This window comes from Pseudomonas sp. W15Feb34 (assembly GCF_023127765.1).
Classification (GTDB): Bacteria; Pseudomonadota; Gammaproteobacteria; order Pseudomonadales; family Pseudomonadaceae; genus Aquipseudomonas; species Aquipseudomonas synxantha_A.
This window is the reverse complement of record NZ_SPKN01000034.1, coordinates 1-20,585: the sequence shown is the minus strand read 5'-3', so window position 1 is coordinate 20,585 and position 20,585 is coordinate 1. Positions and strand designations below refer to the sequence as shown.

13 protein-coding genes and 1 pseudogene are annotated in these 20,585 nt (G+C 59.5%); 3 read left to right on the top strand and 11 right to left on the bottom strand.

Features of this window, described 5'->3' with window-relative positions; all coding sequences use genetic code 11:
• Positions 1 to 84: 84 nt before the first annotated feature.
• The 4 genes from astD to E4O97_RS16700 form a co-directional block, all read right to left on the bottom strand.
• Positions 85 to 1,551 (bottom strand): succinylglutamate-semialdehyde dehydrogenase, encoded by a 1,467-nt coding sequence (gene astD, locus E4O97_RS16715; RefSeq protein WP_248161779.1) that lies wholly within the window; start codon positions 1,549 to 1,551, stop codon positions 85 to 87.
• Positions 1,551 to 2,576 (bottom strand): arginine N-succinyltransferase, encoded by a 1,026-nt coding sequence (astA, locus tag E4O97_RS16710; protein ID WP_005790626.1) that lies wholly within the window; start codon positions 2,574 to 2,576, stop codon positions 1,551 to 1,553. The genes astD and astA overlap by 1 nt, the downstream gene beginning before the upstream one ends.
• Positions 2,577 to 2,627: 51 nt before the next feature.
• A complete protein-coding gene (gene aruF, locus E4O97_RS16705) occupies positions 2,628 to 3,647 on the bottom strand; it encodes an arginine/ornithine succinyltransferase subunit alpha (RefSeq protein WP_005790628.1) in 1,020 nt (339 codons plus the stop codon).
• A 128-nt stretch (positions 3,648 to 3,775) separates the two neighbouring features.
• The gene (locus tag E4O97_RS16700) at positions 3,776 to 4,996 is read right to left on the bottom strand and encodes an aspartate aminotransferase family protein (protein ID WP_248161778.1); all 1,221 of its coding nucleotides are present in this window, start codon (positions 4,994 to 4,996) and stop codon (positions 3,776 to 3,778) included.
• 294 nt (positions 4,997 to 5,290) lie between these two features.
• Here E4O97_RS16700 and E4O97_RS16695 point away from each other — a divergent pair, with 294 nt between their 5' ends.
• The gene (locus E4O97_RS16695) at positions 5,291 to 11,176 is read left to right on the top strand and encodes a DUF6543 domain-containing protein (RefSeq protein ID WP_248161777.1); all 5,886 of its coding nucleotides are present in this window, start codon (positions 5,291 to 5,293) and stop codon (positions 11,174 to 11,176) included.
• A gap of 8 nt (positions 11,177 to 11,184) precedes the next feature.
• Here the strand turns inward: E4O97_RS16695 and E4O97_RS16690 are convergent, their stop codons facing one another.
• From E4O97_RS16690 to acs, 7 genes are all read right to left on the bottom strand, one after another.
• Entirely contained in the window at positions 11,185 to 12,165 is a 981-nt protein-coding gene (locus E4O97_RS16690; RefSeq protein WP_005790635.1) for a GlxA family transcriptional regulator, read from the bottom strand.
• 246 nt (positions 12,166 to 12,411) lie between these two features.
• Entirely contained in the window at positions 12,412 to 13,176 is a 765-nt protein-coding gene (locus tag E4O97_RS16685) for an ATP-binding cassette domain-containing protein (RefSeq protein WP_005790637.1), read from the bottom strand.
• A 27-nt stretch (positions 13,177 to 13,203) separates the two neighbouring features.
• Entirely contained in the window at positions 13,204 to 14,316 is a 1,113-nt protein-coding gene (locus tag E4O97_RS16680) for a succinylglutamate desuccinylase/aspartoacylase family protein (RefSeq protein ID WP_032879825.1), read from the bottom strand.
• A 1-nt stretch (position 14,317) separates the two neighbouring features.
• Positions 14,318 to 15,016: an ABC transporter permease gene (locus tag E4O97_RS16675; protein WP_103734779.1), complete on the bottom strand. Its 699-nt coding sequence runs from the start codon at positions 15,014 to 15,016 to the stop codon at positions 14,318 to 14,320.
• Positions 15,013 to 15,702 (bottom strand): ABC transporter permease, encoded by a 690-nt coding sequence (locus E4O97_RS16670; RefSeq protein WP_032879821.1) that lies wholly within the window; start codon positions 15,700 to 15,702, stop codon positions 15,013 to 15,015. The genes E4O97_RS16675 and E4O97_RS16670 overlap by 4 nt, the downstream gene beginning before the upstream one ends.
• 91 nt (positions 15,703 to 15,793) lie before the next feature.
• On the bottom strand, positions 15,794 to 16,579 hold the full coding sequence (locus tag E4O97_RS16665) for an ABC transporter substrate-binding protein (RefSeq protein ID WP_032879819.1): 786 nt from the start codon (positions 16,577 to 16,579) through the stop codon (positions 15,794 to 15,796).
• A 658-nt stretch (positions 16,580 to 17,237) separates the two neighbouring features.
• The gene (gene acs / locus E4O97_RS16660; protein ID WP_005790645.1) at positions 17,238 to 19,193 is read right to left on the bottom strand and encodes an acetate--CoA ligase; all 1,956 of its coding nucleotides are present in this window, start codon (positions 19,191 to 19,193) and stop codon (positions 17,238 to 17,240) included.
• Positions 19,194 to 19,591: 398 nt separating this feature from the next.
• On the opposite strand from acs, the gene E4O97_RS16655 reads away from it, so the two are divergent.
• Together E4O97_RS16655 and E4O97_RS16650 are read left to right on the top strand one after the other, a co-directional pair.
• Positions 19,592 to 19,861: a DUF2790 domain-containing protein gene (locus E4O97_RS16655; protein ID WP_014719601.1), complete on the top strand. Its 270-nt coding sequence runs from the start codon at positions 19,592 to 19,594 to the stop codon at positions 19,859 to 19,861.
• Positions 19,862 to 20,434: 573 nt separating this feature from the next.
• Positions 20,435 to 20,585, top strand: a pseudogene (locus E4O97_RS16650) (ribonucleotide-diphosphate reductase subunit beta); the annotation flags it as partial.

Sequence of the window (20,585 nt, the reverse complement as noted above, 5' to 3'; positions counted from 1 at the left end):
GGGCGCTTGCTCCCGATAGCAGGGTGTCAGTTGACTAATTAGGTGACTGACACACCGCCATCGGGAGCAAGCCCCCTCCCACGTTCAGATCAGTGTAATGCCAGGGGTCAACGTGGCTGGCACCACCAGGCTCGGCGTTTCCAGCGACGCCACCGGATACGCACAATAATCGGCCGCGTAATACGCACTGGCCCGATGGTTACCCGAGGCCCCTACCCCGCCAAACGGTGCGGTACTGGCGGCGCCGGTCAACTGCTTGTTCCAGTTGACGATACCGGCACGGCTTTCCAGCCAGAACTGCTGGTAACGCGCTTCGCTATCCGACAACAGGCCAGCGGCCAGGCCGTATTGGGTGTTGTTGGCCTCTGCGATTGCCTCGGCGAAATCCGCGTAGCGAATCACCTGCAACAGCGGGCCGAACAGTTCTTCGTCTTCGCGCTCGGTTACGCCGGTCACGTCGATGATGCCTGGGGTCAGCAATGCGGCCTGATCCTGTGGCTGGGTCATTTCCAGCAGCGCTACGGCGCCATTGGCCAACATCAATTGCTGGGCGTCCATCAAGGCTTTCGCCGCGCCAAGGGAGATTACCGAGCCCATGAACGGCGGTGGTTGCTGGTCGAACGCACCGACTTCAATCGTTGCGCTCACCGCCACCAACCGCGCCAGCAATGCATCGCCCCAGGCGCCTTCCGGCACCAACAAGCGACGGGCGCAGGTGCAACGCTGACCAGCCGAGATAAACGCAGACTGGATGATGGTGTAGACCGCCGCATCCACATCGGCCACTTCATCCACGACCAGCGGGTTGTTGCCGCCCATTTCCAGGGCGAGGATTTTGTCCGGGCGTCCCGAAAACTGCTGATGCAGATGATTGCCGGTGCGGCTGGACCCGGTGAAGAACAAGCCGTCTATGCCGGGGTTGGCGGCCAGGGCGATGCCGGTTTCCCGCGCGCCTTGCAGCAGGTTCAACACGCCCGCCGGCAGCCCGGCTTCGATCCAGCATTGCACGGTCAGCTCGGCAACTTTCGGGGTCAGCTCGCTGGGTTTGAACAGCACGGTATTACCCGCCAGCAAGGCCGGGACGATATGGCCGTTGGGCAAATGCCCGGGGAAGTTGTACGGGCCGAACACCGCCACCACGCCGTGAGGCTTGTGACGCAATACCGCGGTGGCGTCACCCAATGGGCCGCTCTTTTCGCCGGTGCGCTCACGATAACTCTGCACCGAGATGGCGATCTTGTTGGCCATGCTGGTGACTTCGGTAGCCGATTCCCACAAGGGTTTACCGGTTTCCTCACCAATGCAGCGGGCAATTTCATCGGCACGGCTTTTCAGGGTGCTGGCAAAGGCTTCCAGCACGCTGATGCGCTCTTCCAACGGCAGACGAGCCCACGCGGGGAATGCCTGGCGTGCCGCCTGCACGGCGGACTCGACCTGCTCGGCGGTGGCGCCGTTGCCGGCCCACAATACCTGCTGGGTCACCGGGTTGCGCGATTCGAACAACTCACCCTGGCCGGCCAGCCAGCTACCTGCGATATACAGCGAATTCATTACTTGGACTCCCGAGCAGCAGACAACGGTACGGCACGCACTTGATCACCCACCACCAGCTGCAGGCGCTTGGCGGTCTGCGGATCGACCACCAGGGTACCTGCCGCCAGCCGGGCCGGAGCAGCAGTGATACGGCACTCCTCGCGCTTGCGGTTATGGATCAGGAACGGCGTGGCGTCGTCCCCCGGCGTGCCGATGGCCAACACCAGCGACTGGCTGTCGCGCACCGCACGGATTTTGCTGGTTTCGCACTCTACCGCTGGGCCTGCATCGAAGATATCGACATAGCCCTGATAGCTGAACCCTTCGCTCTTGAGCATGCTCAGGGCCGGCTCGGTGTCCGGATGGACCTTGCCGATCACGTTGCGCGCATCCTCGGACAGGAAGCAGCTGTACAGCGGAAACTTCGGCATCAGCTCGGCGATAAACGCCTTGTTGCCCACACCGGTAAGGTAGTCGGCCTGGCTGAACTCCATTTTGAAGAAGTGTCGACCCAGGCTTTCCCAGAACGGCGAACGCCCGGCGTCGTTGGATACGCCGCGCATCTCGGCAATGATCTTGTTGCCGAACAATTGCGGGAACTCCGCGATAAACAACATGCGCGCCTTGGCCAACATGCGGCCGTTAAGACCGTTGCGATAATCGGCATGCAAAAACAACGAGCACAATTCGGAATTGCCGGTGAGGTCGTTGGCCAGAAACAGCGTCGGAATCTCGCGGTAGATATTCAGCTCCTGGGAGGCGCTGACGGTCAGCCCGACCCGGAAGTTGTACCAGGGCTCACGCAAGCCCACGGCACCGGCAATGGCAGAAATGCCGACCACGCGGCCTTCATCGTTCTCCAGCACGAACAGGTAGTCGGCATCGCCGCGCCCGGCTTCGCCGCGAAAGGTTTTTTCCGCCCAGCCAACCCGGTGGGTCAGGCGCTCTTCGTTGGCCGGCAAAGTGGTGAGGCCGGTGCCGGTGCTGCGCGCCAGATCAATCAGGGCCGGTAAATCGCTGCTGCGTACAGGACGAACGATCATGCTATCTCCTCGAACGGGCCGCTGTTGTCAGCCACCCGCGAAACTCTGTTTTTATACCGCAACCAAACGCACGCTCGCGCCTTCGCCAACGCCCAGGGCTTCGGCGGCCGCCAGGTCCAGGGTTACTGGCTTACCAGGCGCATAGTCCAGCTCCAGCATCACCGCGCGGTAATCCTGCAACTGCGCGTTACTCACCAGGTACTGGCGACCGACGCCCTTGACCATCTCGCCGATCTTCACCGGTACCACGCGGCTCTGGGCGATCGAGCGAATACCCGAAACCCGTGCATGCAGCGTCGGGCCACCGTCGAAGATGTCGATGTAGTGGTCGGTCTCGAAACCTTCGCGCATCAGGATATCGAAGGTGATCTGCGCACGCGGGTGCACCTGGCCCATGGCTTCCTGGGCTTCGTCCGGCAACAGCGGCACGTAGATCGGGTAATGCGGCATTAGCTCGGCGAGAAAGGTGCGGCTTTTCAGCCCGCACAGGCGCTCAGCGGCAGCATAGTTGAGGTCGAAGAAGTTGCGACCGATGGCGTCCCAGAACGGCGAATCACCGTTTTCGTCGCTGTAGCCGACAATCTCGGTTACCACCGAATCGGCAAAGCGCTCGGGGTGGCTGGCAACGAACAACAGGCGGCCACGGGAGTTGAGTTCCGACCAGGGCGATCCGACCAATTCCGGCACCACGTAGAAACTGGTGAGCAGGCTGTTACCGGTCAGGTCATGGCACTGGGAAAGCACGTGGATCTTGTTATGGATCTTCAGCTCTCGGGAGGCGTGCACGAAGGTTTCGTTACGGAAACTGTAGAACGGCTCGGAGTAGCCGGCTGAAGCAACGATGGCCGAGCAACCGGCGAGCTTGCCGGTATCGGTGTCTTCAAGCACGAAGAAATAGCTCTCTTCACCGTTGAAGCTTACCTCGGCCGCGAAAGAAGCTTCGCTGGCGGCGATCTTGTCGCTCAGGCGTTCCACATCGTCTGGCAAGGACGTAACACCAATCGGGCTGTCTGCAGCCAGACGCTGTACCTCGCCCAGATCAGCCATTTGCGCGGGGCGCATCACCAGCATGGTGTTACTCCTTAACTCGAAAAACTCATAGAAAAAAATACCGGACAGGTCAGGAACAACACTGTTCCTAATGTGGGAGGGGGCAAGCCCCCTCCCACATTTGATCCGGTCCGGCAGATAGATTTGTATCAGGCTTGGGTCAACGTCTTCACAGCACGCTCAAAACGATCCAGCCCTTCGTTGATATCCGCCTCTTCCACCACCAGGCTCGGCGCAAAACGCACCACGTCCGGGCCAGCTTGCAGGATCATCAGATTCTCTTTTTCGGCCGCGTTGAACACGTCCTTGGCCTTGCCTTTGAAGGCATCGCTGAGCACGCAACCGATCAGCAGGCCCATGCCACGCACCTCGGTGAAGATGCCGTATTGCGTGCCGATCTGCTCCAGGCGCGCCTTGAACAAGTCATGCTTGGCGTTAACGCCGGCCAATACTTCTGGCGTGTTGATCACGTCGATCACCGCTTCGGCCACTGCGCACGCCAGCGGGTTGCCGCCGTAGGTGGTGCCGTGGGTGCCGACCACCAGGTGCTTGGCCAAGTCTTCACGGGTAAGCATCGCCGCAATCGGGAAACCGCCGCCCAGGCTCTTGGCGCTGGTAAGGATGTCCGGCGTGACACCGTAATGCTGGTAGGCAAACAGGTGGCCGCTGCGGCCCATGCCGGTTTGCACTTCGTCGAACACCAGCAGCGCGTCGTTCGCGTCGCACAGTTCGCGGGCACCTTGCAGGTAAGCCAGTTCAGCCGGCAGTACGCCGCCTTCACCCTGGATCGGTTCCAGCACTACGGCGCAGGTCTTGCCCGACACAGCGGCCTTCAGCGCAGCCAGATCGTTATAAGGAACGTGGGTGATGCCGGTGATTTTAGGCCCGAAACCATCGGAGTACTTGGACTGGCCGCCGACGTTGACGGTGAACAGGGTACGGCCGTGGAAGCTGTTCAGCGCGGCGATGATCTCGTATTTCTCGCTGCCGAAACGGTCAAAGGCCACACGACGGGCCAGCTTGAACGCAGCCTCATTGGCCTCGGCGCCGGAGTTGCAGAAGAACACGCGATCGGCAAAAGTGGCGTCGATCAGCTTGTGGGCCAGGCGCAGCGCCGGCTCGTTAGTAAAGACGTTGGACACATGCCACAACTTGTTGGCCTGTTCGGTCAGTGCACCGACCAGCGCCGGGTGGGCGTGGCCCAACACGTTGACCGCGATGCCGCCGGCAAAGTCGATCAGCTCACGACCTGCTTGATCCCACACGCGCGAACCTTGGCCACGCACAGGGATAAAGGCGGCAGGTGCATAGTTAGGCACCATTACTTGGTCGAAATCGGCACGTTTCACCGGGGCTTGCTCAACGGACATCGGAGTCTCCTGAAGAGGAACGCCTGCCTGGAACTGGCGGGCGATGCAGGGATTGTAAGGACAGTTTTCAGTAGGGCCTTGCCGCCAAGCGACAACTTCTTATAGCGCCAACCCGCGTTTTTAGCGGGTTTACGCCAATGCGACAAATAGCGTCGCAATGGCGCAGTTTAAACGCTGCGCCAGGTTTGCGTCAGGGTTATCCAGTGAAAGGGTTGCGCCCCCTAATTATCTAAAGTCCCCCCTCTGCAACCGGCTGGTTTACTGCGGGCTTCATGACTTGCACGGACCCGCTCCATGACGAACCTCGATTATTCCGATACCCGCCTGCCCGACAGCCACTATCAATTGTTGACCGACACCCTGCCCTCCTGGCTCGGCAATGCCTGCGCCGACAAACGCCAGGCACTTGCCGCCACCCAGCCACAACAGCTGCCGGGCAGTGCCGAACAACGCGCCGCGCTCGCGCGACTGACCGGTGCCCACTGGGATGCACAGAACAGCGTAGATCGGGCATTGCAGCACCTGCAGGACGCCAAGGCGTTCGCCAAGCCGATCCTCGAACAGGCATTGAAAGCCGATTACGGCCTGGACCTGAACGTCGAGACAACCTATTTACGCCTGTATATCCCTGATCGTACCCCCTGGTTCCCGATACGCTCCGGCGCAGCGCGCACCTGGACGGTTTCGCTGCTCGACGCCGCCCTGCATAACTTTGAGCTCAAGGAAACCCTGGCCGACGCCTACGAGCCGGCCTCGACCTTTATCACGCAGCCTTCGGCCAGCGGGCAATTCGACACTTTGCCGCAGATCAAACGTGTGCTATCGATCCAGGCATTCGCCAGCCTGTGCCGTGACCTGGACATGGGTGCCCGCTACGCCCGCTACCTCAACGATGAGCTGGGCATGTCCAACCCGGTTGCCGCTGCGGTATTGCGCCTGAAGGTCGATGCCAGCCAGAAAGCCGCCCTGCATGCAGCCGTGCAACTGGCACGTATCAAGGACGATATCAGCGACGACTATGCTGACTTGATCGAAGGGCTGGTAGCTGGCACGCCCAACCTCAGGCTCAACGGCCAACCGTTGCGCTGTCAGGAGCTGCGCATGATGGACATTGCGCTGACCGGCATTCAACTGTTCTCTCCCGACCTTGAGAGACCGCGCTCGCCGCAACGCCTGGTGGCATACGTTCCAGATGATCCGCAGCACCCGCTCAAGGAATACTCCTCGCCTTTGGCATTCAAACAGGAACTGACCCGGCAACTACGCGACCGCGATTACCAGACCTTCTTCAGCCGCTTTGTACCCCACGCCCAACGCGGGGTGTTTTTTTCCGGCTTGAGCCAGCGCCTGGCGCGCATCACCTGGCACCCGCCGGTCAGGGGCAGCGGCCAATCGCCCTGGCGCAGCACCCCCATCGAAGACCCCAAGCTACAGTTTGATGCGCAGCCTGTCTGGGGCGATCCCTGGTTGCATCTGTACCGTCGCAAACTCGACAAGATTCTCAACGACGCCCGCACACTGGCCGTCTCCACCGCCAGCGTCGATCGTGAGGCGCGCTGGCGGCTTTGGGACTCTTTCGTCGATGTGGCTTCCTCGATCCTCAACGCCGCACTGATGGTGGTCGCCCCCTTCGTGCCGGGCCTGGGCGAATTGATGCTGGGCTACATGGCTTATCAACTGCTCGATGACGTGTTCGAAGGCGTGATCGACTGGGCTGAAGGCCTGGGCAAGGAAGCCTTCGGTCATCTGATGAGCGTGCTGGAATCCCTGGTGCAGATGGGTGCTTTCGCTGCGGGCACCCAAATTGGCCCGACCGAACTGCGTAAAGTGCTGCCCGAAAACGTCCTCGCGTACATTGACAGCTTCAAACCGGTGAGCCTGGCCAACGGCGCCAAACGCTACTGGAAACCGGACCTGGCGCCCTATGAGTACCCATCATCGTTGCCAACGCGCCTGGGTATCAACGAGCTGGGTCTGCACGAGGTACGCAAGGAAACAATCCTGCCACTGGAAAACAAGCTGTACACCGTGGAAGAAAGTCCGGACAGTGATTTTTACTACATCAAACACCCCAGCCGCCCTGACGCCTATCGCCCGATTGTGCGACACAACGGCGCCGGCGCGTGGCACACCGAACTCGAGCAGCCCTTGCAGTGGGACAAGCACACGTTGCTGCGCAGACTGGGGCACAGCGTGCAGGATTTAAGCGAAGCGGACCGGGAACTGGGCTTGCACATCAGCGGCGTGGATGAGGGTGTCGTGCGCAAAATGCACGTCAACAGCGAGCCTCTATCGCCGCTACTGGACGATACCTTGAGTCGTCTGCGCATCGACCGCAGCATCCAGCGGCTGATCGATCAGCTACGCAGCGACGATCCGGCGGTGTACCACCTGATTGACCCACAAGACACCTTGCAAGTGTTGACCACCCACGGCTCGTGGCCGCCCACCAAAGCCTTGCGCATCGTCGATGACAAGGGGCAAACAGCCTGGGAGTTCGGTGATGAACGCATGCCAGTGATTCAGGTATTTGAGGCCCAACTGGAGAACGGCGACTTGCTGAAAACCGTCCTGCGTGGGATGAGCAGCGAAGAAATCCGCGCGCAGTTCGGTGAGCGCGCCAGCGATCCCGAACTCAGCCTGGATCGCCGCGCCCAACTGCTACGCCATAAGCTCGCGGACATTGCCGATAGCCAGCGCAGCGCGTTGTTCGACTCGCGTTATGCGACGTTGCAAGCCACCACCGAACCGCTTACCCAGCAATTGCTCACCACCACGCCTGAACTGCCTATAAGCGTTGCAAAAACACTTGTGAGCGAGGCCAGCGGTGCAGAACTTGAAGCACTGCATGAACGAAACACGCCCCCGCGCCTGGCCGAACTGGCACGCACCGCGTTGAATGAAGTACGGATCAACCGTGCCTATGAGGGCCAGCACTTGAATACGCCGCCCTCCCTGGACACTGATCGCCTGGCACTGAACTCCCTGCGCACACTGCCAGGCTGGTCTGGCGAGGTACAGCTAGAGGCTCGTCACCACTCGCAAACCGGACCGAGCTGGCTGCGGATCGGTCCAGATGACGCCCCGATCCAACGCACGTTGGTGCGTACTGAAGCCGGCCGCTACCAGCCCCACAATGAACAGGGTGCCCTCTCCAGCGAGACCGACCTGTACTCAGCCGTTTTAAGTGCCCTACCCGATAAGCAGCGTGACCAGCTCGGCCTTGGCATCCACGACGGCGCACAACTCAAGCAGCGCCTGCGGCAAGCGCCGCTGCCACGCAGTGAACTGCGCACACTACTCACCCCTGATAGCAAGCCGGAAAGTGTCACTGAAGCCCTGCGCCTGCTGGGCAGCGACAACGGCTATCGTGCCCAGGCGCCGGCGCCATTAAGACCTGTGAACTTGCTTCAACGCGCGCACGACCTGTACCCCAGACTTCGCGAACGCCAATTGACTACCCTGGTGAACCACTTGCACTCACAGCCTGGCGGTGCACTCGCGGGCCTTGAGGCGCTGCGCATCGAATACAACCAACTGGAACATGACCTGAATGCCTGGCAACGCGACATTCCGCTTCGCCCCCCCGGAAACGGCGCCCTACTCAGCGCACACCAGCGTCTGTACGAGCAACGCAATCGCAGACTCATTGCCCGCGAACTCAAACGCTGCTGGCGCAGGGAGTTACCCCTCGATGACTACTTCGAAGACCCGGCGCGCGACGGCTACCGACTGGACCTGCGTTACCCTATTCGTGGCGAACTGCCGCGACTGTCCGCCAACTTCGATCACGTATCAATGCTGACGCTGTCAGGCAACAACCACACGCAAGGAGCCGCCGCGTTCCTGGGCAACTTTTCCCGATTGCGTCACTTGACCGTTGACAGTATTCCCTTGGGCAACCTGCCCCCAGCCGTACTTCAGATGCGCAGCTTGAACACATTGAGCCTGAGCGACTGCGCAATTACCCTGACGCCGCACAGCCAAACCCAGCTCGCCTCGATGACCCAATTGCAAACCCTGGACCTGCATAAAAACCCCTTGGGTCGGGTGCCCACTGTGGAAGCGATGACCGAGCTGAACACACTGGACCTGTCCGAAACCGGCATCGATCGCCTCCCTCCCGGTTTGCTCACCCGCAACGACCTTAGCGCAGCCTTTCTCAGCGGCAACCAGATCGGAGAATTACCGGAAGCACTGTTCGATCTTCCGTCACATACCAGCGCTGCCTTCGACCTATCTGACAACCCACTGTCATCGGCCACCCTCGAGCGCGTTAAAGCCTATTACCAGCAGCATGGCACCTACTGGGAGGCCGATGCTCCGGCAGTGGATGTGCGCGATGCAAAAATGCTGTATCCCTCACTGGACACCGACCAGATCAACCAGTTTATCTACAGCCTCCCAGGCGACCTGGAAGCGGGTAGGCGCGAGCTGGCAAGGTTGGCCGGTGAATTGGATACGCTAAAGTCCGAGCTCAACCACTGGACGCAACAGCCGCAGTTGCAGCCATCGGAAGCCACCCGGCGAAGCGAGCTCAGCACATTACTTGAGCAAAGCTGGCGCAGGGAAACACCCCAGGACACTCAATTCGTCCATTTGCTGGAAATCCCCGCGACGCTCGCAGGCGAGCTGCCCACGCTGAGCGCGCACTTCAAGCATGTTGGCTCACTGACCATCAAAGGCAATGGTAGCCCGATGGGGTCGACCGCCTTTATCGACAGCTTCCCGGCCCTAAGTATCCTGGACATCAACAACGTGAGGCTCGGCGACATCCCTGCCCAAGTGCTCAACCGGCAGGCACTATCCATTCTGGGGCTGCCACGCTGCTCAATAGAACTCAGCCCTACCAGCGTAGCGGGGTTGCAAGGCATGACCAGCCTCGAATATTTATACCTGGACCACAACCCGCTGGGCCGTACTCCGGATTTCAGTCACCTGCCCAATCTGAGCACAATCTCGCTGAAAGACACCGGATTGACACAGGTACCCCCTAGCCTGCTGGGCGGCCCGCCACGCCAGTCGGTCAACTTGAGCAAAAACGCCATTGAGCAACTGCCCGAGGCACTTTTTTCCATGCCGGCCTCAACCACCAGTGGCCTGGTCCTTTCCGCAAACCCCTTGACACCCCAAACCCTGGAGTCGATCAAACGCTACTGCCAGCGCACCGGGGAGAGTTTCGCCGCCCAGGCATCCGAATCACAACGCATGCGCACGCAGCGGCTATACCCCTCGTTTCTGGATAACGAGGCAGACCGTTTCATCTTCCGCCTGCCCGGCGACATGGCGGCAATCGAACCGACGTTGACGCGCCTGGAAGCTGAATACGAGCGACTGAACAACGACCTGCAGGTGTGGGTGCAGGCTGTACCGGATCGGCACCCCATCCTGGATGTGCCTATTGACGAACAAACCCGCGCTCAGGACCAACTGAGGCGGCGCAACTTCAAGACACTGCTGGAGCAGGCGTGGCGACGAGAAGCCCCCGAGGATGAAGAAAGCCTGGACGATGAGCTGACCCACCAGGTCTTACTCGACACACCAGTGTTGGGCGACTTGCCGGAATTGAACGCCAACTTCGACCACGTGACCTCGTTCCAACTGGACGGCAACGGCACCACGACTGGTGTCGACGGTACGTTGCGCAGCTTCAGCCATTTGCAAACCCTCAAACTGAGCAAGTGCTCCCTGGGCACCCTGCCTGAGGCGATCCAGCACATGCCCACACTGTCCACATTGGATATAACGGAATGCGTAATCCGGCTGACACCCGAAACCCGAGGCGTGCTGACGGGGTTGACCGAACTTGAGTTTGTTAATTTGAGCAACAACCCCCTGGGTCACGCCCCTGACGTCGGCTCACTGAACCAACTGGTTGCGCTGTATCTGAGCAACGCGGCACTGAGCGAAGTTCCAGAGGGCGTATTTGGCCTGGATCAACTGCAAACGCTGGACCTGAGCAATAACGCGATCCGGGAGATACCGCAGGACTTGCTGGAGACGTCAGCAACCTTCAATGGCGACAGCGACTTGAGCGGCAACCCACTGTCGGCGCAAAGTATGGAGCGCTTGCGTCAGTACTACCAACGCACAGGTGTGGACTTCCAGGTCGCGGCCGCCACCGTGGACTCCCAAGGCACGCCGCTGGTGGCAGCTCTGCCAGTGCCAGAAGAAGACTAACTGTTGAATCAGCCGCGCTCTGAGGGCACCGACGACAACTCGAAGGGGCTGCTGCTGCGCCGCTGGTTGCGGTCTTCGCGCGGCGTGGCGCCAAAGAAATTGCGGTAAGCGCTGGAGAAATGCGGCCCCGAGGAGAAGCCGCACGACAGGCCGATCTGGATGATCGACTTGCTGGTTTGCATCAACATCTGGCGCGCCTTGTTCAGGCGCAGTTCCAGGTAGTACTGGCTGGGGACGCGATTGAGGTATTGCTTGAAGATCCGTTCCAGTTGTCGTCGCGACACGCACACGTGCTGGGCGATCTCGTCGGTGGTCAGCGGCTCTTCGATATTGGCTTCCATCAACAGCACCGCCTGGGTCAGCTTGGGATGGCTGGAGCCCAGGCGGTTTTGCAGTGGAATACGTTGGCGCTCACCGCCTTCGCGGATGCGCTCCACCACCAATTCCTCGGACACAGCACCGGCCAACTCCGCGCCGTGATCGCGGGCCAGCACCGCCAGCAGCAGGTCGAGTACCGACATGCCGCCACAAGCGGTCAGGCGATCACGGTCCCAGTCGAACAAATGGCTGGTGGCGATGACCTTGGGGAAGCGCTCGGCAAAGTCATCCTGCCAGCGCCAATGCACGGCAGCACGATAACCATCCAACAGACCAAGCTGGGCCAACGGGTACACACCCGCCGATAACCCACCGATCACGCACCCGGCCCGAACCAGCTGCTTGAGCGCAGTGCTGAGCTGCGACGCAATGACGGTAGGCGGTTCATCCGCCAGCAGGAACAGTTTCTGAAAGCCTTCCAACTTGCCGGCCCACGGCTCGCCCGGCAACTGCCAGGCCCCCTCGGTTTGCGGCTCGGCCTGCAGAAAAGACAACTCGTAGACCACATCCGGATGCACCCGCTGAGCAACGCGCAAGGCCTCCTCAGCCAGCGCAAGCGTGAGTGCTTTTGTGCTGGGCCAAATCAGGAAACCAATTTTGTGGGCGGTCATGGAGTGCTATCCGGAGCGAAAACAGTGAAAGAAGCCGTGGGCCAATGCTAGCCCGTAATCAACTACAAATCCCAAAACAAACAGAGATCAAAAGTGGGAGCTGGCTTGCCTGCGATGACGGTGGGTCAGTTAACACATCATTGACTGATGCATCGCTATCGCAGGCAAGCCAGCTCCCACAAGAGATCGGGGCTAACCTCAAGACTGCGGAGCATGCACTATCCCGGTGCACAAAAGCAGCCTTGATTATTTCAAACTGCCAGAGAGGAACTGCTGCAACCGTTCGGACTGCGGGTTCACCAGCACTTCCCGCGGATTACCACGCTCTTCAACAATGCCTTTGTGCAAAAACACCAACTGGTTCGAGACCTCACGGGCAAAGCCCATTTCGTGGGTCACCACTACCATGGTGCGGCCTTCCTGGGCCAGGTCCTGCATGACCTTGAGCACTTCGCCCACCAGCTCCGGATCCAGCGCCGAAGTAGGCTCATCGAACAGCATCACCTCGGGTTCCATCGCCAAGGCACGGGCAATCGCCACGCGCTGCTGCTCGCCACCGGACATGTGGCCGGGGAACGCATCCTTACGATGGCCCACGCCGACCTTGGCCAGGTAATGCTCGGCCTTTTCACGGGCCTCTTTCTTCGACATGCCCAGCACGTGCACCGGGGCTTCCATCACGTTTTCAAGCGCGGTCATATGCGACCACAGGTTGAAATGCTGGAACACCATGGACAGGCGTGAACGCATACGTTGCAGTTGCTTAGGGTCGGCAGCCTTCATGGCGCCATCCTTGTTGGCCACCAGTTTCAGCTCTTCGTTATTGAGCAGAATCTTGCCGGCGTGGGGCTGCTCCAGCAGGTTGATGCAGCGCAAAAAGGTACTTTTGCCCGAACCGCTGGAACCGATGATGCTGATCACATCACCGGCTGCTGCGGCCAAGGACACACCTTTGAGCACTTCATGACTGCCATAGCGTTTATGCAGGTCTTGGACTTCAAGCTTGTACATGCGGTCGGTTCTCACAAAAACAGGTGGTCAGTCGTTGAGCAAGCGCCCGTGACGCAGCGCTTCGCGCCCCGCCACCTTGGCCAGCCAGAAACCCGCTTGGGCATAACGTAGCCGTTCAACGGCAAACAACACCCCTGAGGTACCCGCACAAATGGTGCTTACGCGGTCGGTCAGGGGGTCAATCACTTCAAAAATCTCGTCGCCGGTTTCTACCCAGTCGCCAGCTTTACGCAGGTAACTGATCACACCGGCATGGGGGGCGAACAGCAACTCGGTGCCTTCGAAGGGCATGCCTTCACAAGGTTCATGTTGCGGTGCGGGCCATTGGCCCCTGATCAAGCCCTGTTCGGCGAGAAATGCCAGAATGCCTTCGGCGTGGAAGATCGCTTCATCACGGCCGGTGTCGGCCTGGCCGCCCAACTCCAACGTTGTCGCCAGACAGGCCAACGGAATCCGGGCCTCGGGGAACAGGCGCGATAAACGCAGCCACGGCAACGAGCACGCCTCGTCAAACGAACTGCCGCCGGAATCTTCCGCCAGCAGGCCGACCTTCACATTCAAATGCGCTGACAGCGACCGCCACTGCGGCCAGTGCTGCGGCAGCGCATACATGTGCAGCGCGGCTTCGGCATCGCAATGCAGGTCCAGCACCACATCGGCGGTGCAGGCATGGCTCAGCAGAATGCGCTGCATGCCTTGCAACTGGCTGCTCGGCTCGGGCAAGGCGGTGAGCGTATCGCTCATGGCCTGGCGAATCATGCGCACATTGGCGTGCGGGTCATCGCTCAGTTTGTCTTGCAGCAACGCGGCGACCGGCTCACTCAACTCAACGAAGTCGCGATTGAAATTCTTGCCGCTGCCCACTTCGAAACGCCCCTGATGGCTGCCTTGCAACAGCTGGCCAAGGCCCATCGGGTTGGCTACCGGCACCAGCTCGATCACGCCGTTGAGGGCGCCCTGCTGTTCCAGCTCGGTGAGGCGTTTTTTCAGTTCCCATGCGGCACGCATACCCGGCAACTCATCAGCGTGCAGGCTGGCCTGGATATAGGCCTTGCGCTCGCCGCTGCCGAAGCGAAATACGCTCAGTTGGCGCTCGCAGCCCAGGTGCCCCCAGGGCAGCAGATGATCGATACGTTCCATATCAGTGCTTCCGTGGAGCCAGATAGCTCAGCCAGCGGCGCTCGGCCAACTTGAACAGGCGCACCAGAATGAAGGTCAGGCACAGGTAGAACACGCCGGCGGTGATGTAGGCTTCGAACGGCAGGTAATACTGGGCATTGACCGTACGCGCGGCACCGGTGATGTCGATCAGCGTGACGATGGACGCCAGGCTGGTGGTCTGCAGCATCATGATCACTTCATTGCTGTACTGCGGCAGTGCGCGGCGCAGGGCCGATGGCAACAGGATGCGGCGGTACAGCTTGTAGCGCGACATGCCCATGGCCTTGGCCGCTTCGATCTCACCGTTAGGCGTGGCCTTGAGGCTACCGGCGATAATCTCGGCGGTGTAGGCGCTGGTGTTGATCGCAAAGGCCAGGCAGGCGCAGAAGGTCGCGCTGGACAGCAGTGGCCACAGGAAGCTCTCGCGTACTGTTTCGAACTGCGCCAGGCCGTAGTAGATCAAAAACAGCTGCACCAGCATCGGCGTGCCGCGGATCACGTAGGTGTAGAGCCAGGCCACGCCGTTGACGATTGGCTGCTTGGACACGCGCATCAAGCCCAGGGGCAAGGCCGCGAGCAGGCCGAAGAACAGCGAAATGGCAAGCAGTTTCAGGGTGGTCAGCAGGCCGCCAAGGTACAGCGGCATGGCCTCCCAGATGACGTTGTAGTCGAAGATCATAGATCAGCCGCCCTTACGCCTACCGAGTAGCGCTTCTCAAGATGACGCAAGGCCAGCAACGACACACTGGTGATCACCAGGTACATCGCCGCCACTGCGAGGAAGAAGGTAAAAGGTTCGCGGGTGGCATCGGCCGCCTGCTTGGCCTTGAACATCATGTCTTGCAAACCCACCACCGAAATCAGCGCGGTGGCCTTGGTCAATACCAGCCAGTTGTTGGTAAACCCGGGGATCGCCAGCCGAATCATCTGCGGCACCATCACCCGGAAAAACACCTGGAAGCTGCTCATGCCATACGCCAGGCCGGCTTCAGCCTGGCCCTTGGGAATGGCCATGAAGGCGCCACGGAAAGTTTCCGAAAGGTAGGCGCCAAAGATGAAACCCAGGGTGCCGATACCGGCGGCCAAGGGGTTCAAGTCGATATAGTCGTCAAAGCCCAATAGCGGCGCGACGCGGTTGAGCAAGTCCTGGCCGCCATAGAAAATCAGCAGGATCAGCACCAGGTCGGGGATCCCGCGGATCACCGTGGAGTACAAGTCACCCAGCCAAGCCAACCAGCGCACCGGCGACAGGCGTAACGCGACCCCGATCAGACCCAGAACAATGGCCAAGGCCATGGACGACAAGGCGAGCTGAAGCGTCAACCATGCGCCATCGAGGATAACGGCCCCGTAGCCTTTCAACATGATTCAGGTCCTCGAAAAGGGGGATGAAAAAATGGCGCAAACTTCAGAATGACTGGTGCTTGCGCCATTTCGGACAGACAGCTGCGACTATTTACTTGGCATCAGCGCCGTAGATATCGAAGTCGAAGTATTTGTCTTGGATTTTCTTGTATTCGCCGTTGGCACGAATCGCGGTAATCGCTGCGTTGATGCGCTCAAGGTTTTCCTTGTCGCCTTTGCGCACTGCGATACCAATGCCGTCGCCAAAGTATTTGGCTTCGGTGAACGACGGGCCTACAAACGCGTAGCCTTTGCCGGCGTCGGTTTTCAGGAAGCCGTCCTGCAGCAGGGTAGCGTCAGCCACGGTACCGTCGAGACGACCGGCGGCCACGTCCAGGTAGATTTCGTTCTGGGTGCTGTAACCCTTGATATCCGCACCTTTTGGCGCCAGGACTTCACGAGCGAAACGGTCGTGGATCGAACCGCGCTGCACACCGATCTTCTTGCCCTTCAATTCATCCAGGCTGTCACTGACGGTGGTGCCTTCCTTCATCACCAGGCGCGCTGGGGACAGGTAGTAGCGAGTGGTGAAGTCCACGGACTTCTTGCGGTCTTCGGTGATGGACATGGACGACAGGATCGCGTCGATCTTGCGCACTTTCAGTGCAGGGATCAGGCCGTCGAACTCTTGCTCGACCCAAGTGCACTTGACGTCCATCTGCTTGCACAGCGCATTGCCGATGTCGTAGTCAAACCCGACGATGCTGCCGTCCGGTGCCTTCGAAGCAAACGGAGGGTAAGCCGCTTCGATACCAATTTTCAGTGGCTTGCCTTCGGCGAAAGCCTGCATGGACAGCACGGACAGCGCCAGGGCGCCCAACAGCACGAGTTTCTTCATCTTGGGACTCCATCGGTATAGGGCAAAAACAGCAGTATGAGCCATGGCCCACGATGCGCGAAGGTGTAACCGAATAGCGGGGCTGCGTCCTGCGCGGGCGACACCTGCGACGACGAGCGAGTGATCGGCATTCTAACGACAGGCCGGAAGCCGATATTTCCTCAATGCGACAACAATTTACAGAAGCACTGAGAAAGCGGTTCCAGCTCATTGACAGCCTCTGAGTTTTATGCAGAGACAAAAGATATTAAACCTGATGATGCTGCAAATTGCGGGCCTATTATTCGCAAACCCTTCTAGCACGGCAAGTGTGGCGTTTAATCTAATTTATCAGGGGGTCTAAAACGCGGTTTTCAGGGGCGCAAGCGTGGTCCATCGCCTCAGGTTTTGATGCGGGGTTACACATTTGCACCAGCCGGTAACATTCTGAAACGTCCCACAGGAAAAACCGATATTTATTGGCTTGGTGGTTGAAATGCGCTCCAAATGTGGGAGGGGGCTTGCTCCCGATAGCGGCGGGTCAGCCAGTATATTTGGCACAGACCTGATGCTATCGGGAGCAAGCCCCCTCCCACACTGGATATCTGGTGATTGTTAGATCCCGCAGAAAAGCCTCACCCGGCTTAAACCGGATCGGGCTTTATTTGACTATCCGCGCTTACGCGACGTTCATGGTCTTGTGCGTCTCAATCAAATGCGCCACCACACTTGGATCCGCCAGGGTGGAAATATCCCCCAGCCCATCGTATTCAGCCGTAGCGATCTTGCGCAAAATGCGGCGCATGATTTTCCCCGACCGTGTCTTCGGCAGCCCCGGCGCCCACTGGATCACATCCGGTGAGGCAATCGGGCCGATTTCCTTGCGCACCCAGTTTTTCAGCTCCAGGCGCAGCGCTTCGTTGGGCTCTTCGCCATTCTTGAGCGTGACATACACATAGATGCCCTGCCCCTTGATGTCGTGCGGCACACCCACCACCGCGGCTTCGGCGACTTTCGGGTGGGCAACCATGGCGCTTTCAATCTCGGCAGTGCCCATGCGGTGGCCGGACACGTTCAACACGTCATCCACACGACCGGTGATCCACCAGTAGCCATCTTCATCGCGACGGGCGCCATCGCCAGTGAAGTACATGCCGCGGAAGGTCTTGAAATAGGTATCGACAAAACGGTCATGGTCGCCGTACAGGGTACGCGCCTGGCCAGGCCACGAATCGAGGATCACCAGATTGCCTTCGGCAGCGCCTTCAATAATGTTACCGAGGTTGTCCACCAGCGCCGGCACTACACCAAAGAAAGGCCGCGCGGCCGAGCCTGGCTTGAGCGCGTGGGCGCCCGGCAATGGGCTCATCAGGGTCGCGCCGGTTTCAGTCTGCCACCAGGTATCGACAATCGGGCAACGGGATTGGCCGACATTCTTGTAGTACCAGTCCCAGGCTTCCGGGTTGATCGGCTCGCCCACCGAGCCGAGCAGGCGCAGGCTGCTACCGTCGGCGCCTTCGCAGGCAGCAGTGCCGGAGGCCATCATGGCGCGGATCGCAGTGGGTGCGGTGTAGAGGATGTTGACCTTGTGCTTGTCGACGATCTTCGCCACCCGGGTGATGTCCGGGTAGTTCGGCACGCCTTCGAACAGCAGCGTAGTCGCGCCATTGGCCAACGGGCCGTAGACGATATAGGTGTGGCCGGTGACCCAGCCGACGTCGGCGGTGCACCAGTAGATTTCGCCGGGGCGGTAGTCGAACACTCGCTCGTGGGTCAGGGCGGCATACAGCAAGTAGCCGCCGGTGGTGTGCTGCACGCCTTTAGGCTTGCCGGTAGAGCCGGAGGTATAGAGGATAAACAGCGCTTCTTCGGCGCCCATCTCTTTGGGCGCACACACGGTGCCCGCCACCTTCATCAAGTCTTCGTACCAGATGTCGCGATGCTGGTTCCACTTGATCGCGCCATTGGTGCGCTTGCACACAATAACCTTCTGGATGCTGCTGGTTTCCGGGTTGGTCAGGGCGTCGTCGACGTTAGCCTTAAGCGGAATCTTCTTACCGGCGCGGATGCCTTCGTCAGCGGTGATCACCACTTTCGACTTACAGTCGATAATCCGACCGGCCAGGGCTTCCGGGGAAAAACCGCCGAACACCACCGAATGGATCGCACCGATGCGGGTACAGGCCAGCATGGCGACCACGGCTTCGGGAATCATCGGCATATAGATAGTCACCACGTCACCGCGGTGCACATCCTGGCCACGCAAGGCGTTGGCGAACTTGCAGACTTCTTCATGCAGTTCGCGGTAGGTGATATTGCGGCTCTCGGCAGGGTCATCGCCCTCCCAGATGATCGCGATCTGGTCACCACGTTCGGCAAGGTGACGGTCCAGGCAGTTGTAGGAAACGTTCAAGGTGCCATCGGCAAACCATTTGATGTCGACATGGTGGTCGTCGAAAGAGGTCTGCTTCACCGCGGTGAAAGGCTTGACCCAGTCAAGGCGCTTGGCTTGCTCACGCCAGAAGCCATCGGGGTTGACCACCGACTGCTGGTACATGGCCTTGTAGGTTGCCTCGTCGGTCAGCGTGTTGGCTGCTACTTCGGGGCGAACAGGGTACAGGGAAGCCGCACTCATCTTTCTTACCTCGGTGACAATAGTTGTTGTTGTATGGCCCCTGTTGTAGCCGGGGTGGGCCTATAGAACCATTCGACGATGGTAGTAACAAGACCCTACAAATTGCCCTGCTATGCCGGGTAACCGCTCTGGCCCACAGCCTGTGGCGCTTTGCGGGTGGCTGAAAAAACTTTGATCGACCGATTGTTACAAAAACCGCCAAAGGTGTTTATCAAAAGCACGGGTATATGAATATAACGCGCAGGCTTAGAATCACTTCCGCCAACCAAGGCACTGTGATTAACACCGTAACAGCCCCCACGAAGGCACGTTAATCCGAACTTCCCAACTTTTAAGTTACACATGCGGCCTCACAAGGGCCCCGTGACCCCTTTCGCCCTGAAGAAGGTAATGAAGAAATGAAAGCTCTATTAGTTATGGCCCTCAGCAGCTTGTGCGCCACCGCCGCCCTGGCCGACGAAGCCCCGACTGAGCTGGCCGGCCAGAATGCACCGATCGTTGAGGACTACACCTATAGCACTCACTTGGATGTGGCTAAAGTATTGTCCATGAGCAGTATTCCGGAAGTCTGTGAAGTTGTTCCGGTAAAGATGGAATATGAAGACTCCCAAGGTCAACGACACATCCTCAACTATCAAGTGATGGGCAATGGTTGCTCTAACGGATAACAACTTGGTTATTTAGATTCAACCCGGATCTTGGTCGCCGCAAGAAATCAATCTTGCGGCCAAGAACCCACCTCGAATACACCGCAAATCAAATGTGGGAGCTGGCTTGCCTGCGATCGCGGTTTCAGCCACGACGTCCCATACAGCCCTTCTCACCTGCTCCCTCCCCTCCCCATAAAATTTCTCCCAACACCCGCCAGAAATTTCCATCCCCAGCAAAGCCTTGCAAACACTCGCTCTGGCCGAAAACCACGTCATTTTGGCGCGCTCAAGTGACCATCCGCCGCAACACAAACCCAAATTTTTCCCTATAATGCGCGGGTAAATCGGGCCTGCAATATCCCTTTACACTGGGACGAAGAGCCAGACCTGAGGCATCCCGCGCGAGCTTGCACCTACCGCTGCGCACCTCAAGCCTCACGCAGAGCACCCGTAGCCCTATTCCGTTTAATGCGTGCGCTAGCTGCAACAAACGATTCCTTAAGATCCACCGCGGCCATTGGGCCGTGTGAACACCCAACCATCCGGTTTCACACGGGCACCTTTGAGCCCTCACGCAGGAGACGACACGTCATGCTGAGCTGGGACGAATTCGACAAAGAAGAAGAAGGCGAAGTAGCCACCAAAGGCGCCAACGCCGGCCACGCCACCGAAGCCAACATGGACCGCCTTGACGGTGCCGGCGCCGCTGCCGCCATCGAAGCCCGCGCCGTCACCGCCAGTG